General features: G+C 74.5%; 3 protein-coding genes. All 3 read right to left on the minus strand.

The features are described from left to right. Nucleotides 1–42 precede the first annotated feature (42 nt). The 3 genes from pstS to ACFUEL_RS37540 all read right to left on the minus strand — a co-directional run bounded on the left by pstS (nucleotide 43) and on the right by ACFUEL_RS37540 (nucleotide 3,046). Entirely contained in the window at nucleotides 43–1,185 is a 1,143-nt protein-coding gene (gene pstS, locus ACFUEL_RS37530; RefSeq protein ID WP_380242356.1) for a phosphate ABC transporter substrate-binding protein PstS, read from the minus strand. A 245-nt stretch (nucleotides 1,186–1,430) separates the two neighbouring features. Beyond that, a complete protein-coding gene (locus ACFUEL_RS37535) occupies nucleotides 1,431–1,937 on the minus strand; it encodes an NUDIX hydrolase (RefSeq protein ID WP_380242358.1) in 507 nt (168 codons plus the stop codon). A gap of 41 nt (nucleotides 1,938–1,978) precedes the next feature. Then, nucleotides 1,979–3,046, minus strand: a complete 1,068-nt coding sequence (locus ACFUEL_RS37540; protein ID WP_380242360.1) for a CHAD domain-containing protein — start codon at nucleotides 3,044–3,046, stop codon at nucleotides 1,979–1,981. Between the last annotated feature and the right edge of the window lie 72 nt (nucleotides 3,047–3,118).

Consider the following 3,118-nt stretch of genomic DNA (forward strand, 5'->3'; position numbering starts at 1 on the left):
CCCCCCTCCTTCGGGGGCCGCCCGGCCGGTCGTCGCTCAGCCTCAGGCCAGGGCGTCGATCTGGGTCTTGACCTTGGTCGCGAGCTCGGCCGGCAGCGGCACGTAGCCGACCGCGCCGATGGCCTGCTGGCCGCCCTCGCTGACGGTGTAGTTGAGGAAGGACTTCAGGACCGGCAGGGTGTCGGCCTTGTTGCCCTTGTCGCAGACGATCTCGTAGGTGACCAGGGTGATCGGGTAGTTGCCCTCGGCCTTGGTCGCGTAGTCGATGTCCAGCGCCAGGTCGGCGCCGGTGCCGACGACCTTGGCGGAGGCCAGGGTGGCGGCGGCGTTGGCGGCGGTGGCCTCGACCGGCTTGGAGGCGCCGGTGTTGATCGCGGCGCTGTTCAGCTTGTTGGTCTGGGCGTAGGAGAGCTCGACGTAGGAGATCGAGTTCTTGGTCTGCTTGACCAGGGCCGCGACGCCGGCCGAGCCGTTCGCGGACTGGCCGCCCTGGCCCGCCCACGCCTTGGCGGCCGGGTACTTCCAGTTGCCGCCGCCGGCCTTGGCCAGGTAGCCGGTCAGGTTGGCGGTGGTGCCGGAGTCCTCGGAGCGGTGGATCGCCTGGATGTCGGCGGCCGGAAGGTTGATGCCCGGGTTCAGGGCGGCGATCGCCGGGTCGTTCCACTTGGTGATCTGCGAGTCGAAGATCTTCGCCAGGGTCGGGCCGTCCACGACGAGCTTGTCGACGCCCTCGATGTTGAAGACGATCGAGACCAGGCCGCCGACCATCGGGAGGTCGATCGCCTGGCCGCCGGTGCAGACGGTCTTGGAGGCGTCGACCTCGGCCGGCTTCAGGGCCGAGTCGGAACCCGCGAAAGCGATCTTGCCCTGGTTGAACTGGGTGACACCCGCGCCGGAGCCGCCGCCGGAGTAGGTCAGGGTCGCGCTGGAGCAGGCGGCGCTGTAGGCGGCCTTCCAGACGTCGATCGCCGGAGTCTGCGCGGTCGAACCGGCGCCCAGCAGCTGGCCGCCCTTGTCGGCACACGCGATCTTGGCCGGAGCGGCCGCCGTCGAACCACCGGTGGAGGAGCCCGAGTTGGTCTTCGAGGTGTTGTCGTCCGTGCCGCAAGCCGAGAGCGACAGCGTGGAGACGAGCGCGACGGCACCGATGGCGAGGGCCTTGGAGCGGCCGTTCCGCAGGTTCACTGGGTGTCCCTTTCTGAGGCAATGCCGGTCTCGGAACGACCGGTTTTGCTGTGGTCCGGGGCCCTTCCGGCCCTCCGGTAACCCAGAAGTTAGGCAGGACAGGTGACGCGTCAGCCCGTCGCAAATGAACGGGGAGTGAACCTCGAAGGGACGTCAGGAAACTGCGGCCGGTAGTAACGGTTGCGTCACGGTGGGGGCGCGGTGAGATCACCCGTCCGACCTGTGCGAACCACCCGGACGGCCGATCAGTCGAACAGCAGCTCCAGCAGCGCGTCCACCAGCGCCCGGTCCCGCGGGTGGGTCAGCCGCTCCCTGGCGCGCTTCGGCGGCAGCCACTCCAGCCGGTCCACCTCCCGGTTGGGCCGGAACCCGCCGCCCGTCGGCACCGCCGACCAGTACCGGACCTCCTTCGGCCGGCCGTGCGCCAGGTAGTGCTGGGCCGGCAACTCGGGCCCCAGCACGCAGCGCATCCCGGTCTCCTCCAGCACCTCGCGCAGCGCCGCCGCCCGCCAGCCCTCGCCCGGGTCCAGCTTCCCCTTCGGCAGGCTCCAGTCGTCGTACTTGGGCCGGTGCACCAGCGCGATCCGCGGCTTCTTGCGGCCCTTTCCGCCCTTCTTCGGCGGCCCCGGCACCCACAGCACCGCCCCCGCCGCCAGCACCGTCGAACGGGACCCGGCCGCCGGCGGACGGGCCGGACGGGAACCGCCCGACCGGGTACCGGCGCGGTCGGGCGGGGAGGGGCGATCGGGCATCTGCGGTACGCGGTCCATCCGGGCGGGGGGGAACGGGGGTCTCAGTCCGGCAGCACCGCCACCGGGCCGACCAGCCCGGGGGCCACCCCCGGCCACTGGCGCCCGAAAGCGTACCGGGCCGACTCCACCTCCAAACGCTGGTCCGCGTGCACCACGCCCAGCACGTACGCCGTCGCCGGGGTGATCCGCGGCGTGCGCGCCGCCGTCGCCACCGTCGCCGCCGCGTCCGACGCCTCCTGGTGCCGCGCCAGCACCGCGTCCAGCTCGGCCAGGCCCTCGGCGGCGCCGCCGCACACCTCCAGCGCGTACCGGGCCCGCTTCACCAGGATCCGGGCCCGCAGCCACGGCGCGTCGTCCGCCGCCAGCGCCGCGTCCGCGTCCGCCGGCGTGCGCGCCGCCGGCACCCCGCCCGGCTCCTCCCCGGCCGCGCCCAGCCGGTGCAGGCCCGCCCCGCCGTACGGCTGCGCCGCCCGCTGCCAGGGCAGCCGCTCGCCCGCGCCCAGCAGCGCTCCCAGCGCCGCCGCGGTCTGCGGCAGCAGCGCCGCCACCGGCTCCGCGGCGGCCGCGGTCAGCGGCACCTCCCCGGCCAGCAGCGTCATCCGGTCCGCCAGCGCGTGCAGCCGGGCCGAGCGCAGCTCCTGCAGCAGCGCGGTGTGCGCCCTGGTCCTGGCCAGCGTCAGCTGCCGCTCCAGCAGCGCCCGCGCCTTGGGCGCGCCCGCGTGCCCGGCCAGCATGCCCGCGCCGTCCGGCGAGGTGTCGGCCAGCGAGTCCAGCGCGCCCAGCAGCCGCACCGCCCGCCGCTGGTAGCCCGGCTCCTGGGCGAGCAGGTTGAGCAGCCAGCGCAGCTCGGTGCGCGACTCCTGCGCCCACTGCGGGTCGAACGCCGCCGCGAAGGTGTGCAGCGCCCCGCCGACCCGGCGCACCGCCCGCAGCAGGTCGTCCGCGGCCCGCGCCGACGCCGGGAGCGCCCCCGGTCTGGACCCCGCCTCGCCGACCGCCTGCGGCAGGGCGCGCAGGAACGCGCCCGCCTGGACGGTCAGGTAGCCGGCAAGGACCTCCCCGGCGGTCGCGGCGCGCGCCACCGGGGCCGTCGTCGGCGCATCGGTCATGGCTGTGGCTCTCCCCGATTCCCTCCCTGGGCCTGCCCCAGGGGTGCAGTCCGCCCGCGCCGGGAGTCCCGG

This window comes from Kitasatospora sp. NPDC057198 (assembly GCF_042670125.1).
Lineage (GTDB): Bacteria > Actinomycetota > Actinomycetes > Streptomycetales > Streptomycetaceae > Kitasatospora.

Excerpts from the sequence above, each read along its gene's own strand:
- ACFUEL_RS37540 (WP_380242360.1), bottom strand. The coding sequence starts at position 3,046 with ATGACCGATGCGCCGACGACGGCCCCGGTGGCGCGCGCCGCGACCGCC.
- ACFUEL_RS37535 (WP_380242358.1), bottom strand. The coding sequence starts at position 1,937 with ATGCCCGATCGCCCCTCCCCGCCCGACCGCGCCGGTACCCGGTCGGGC.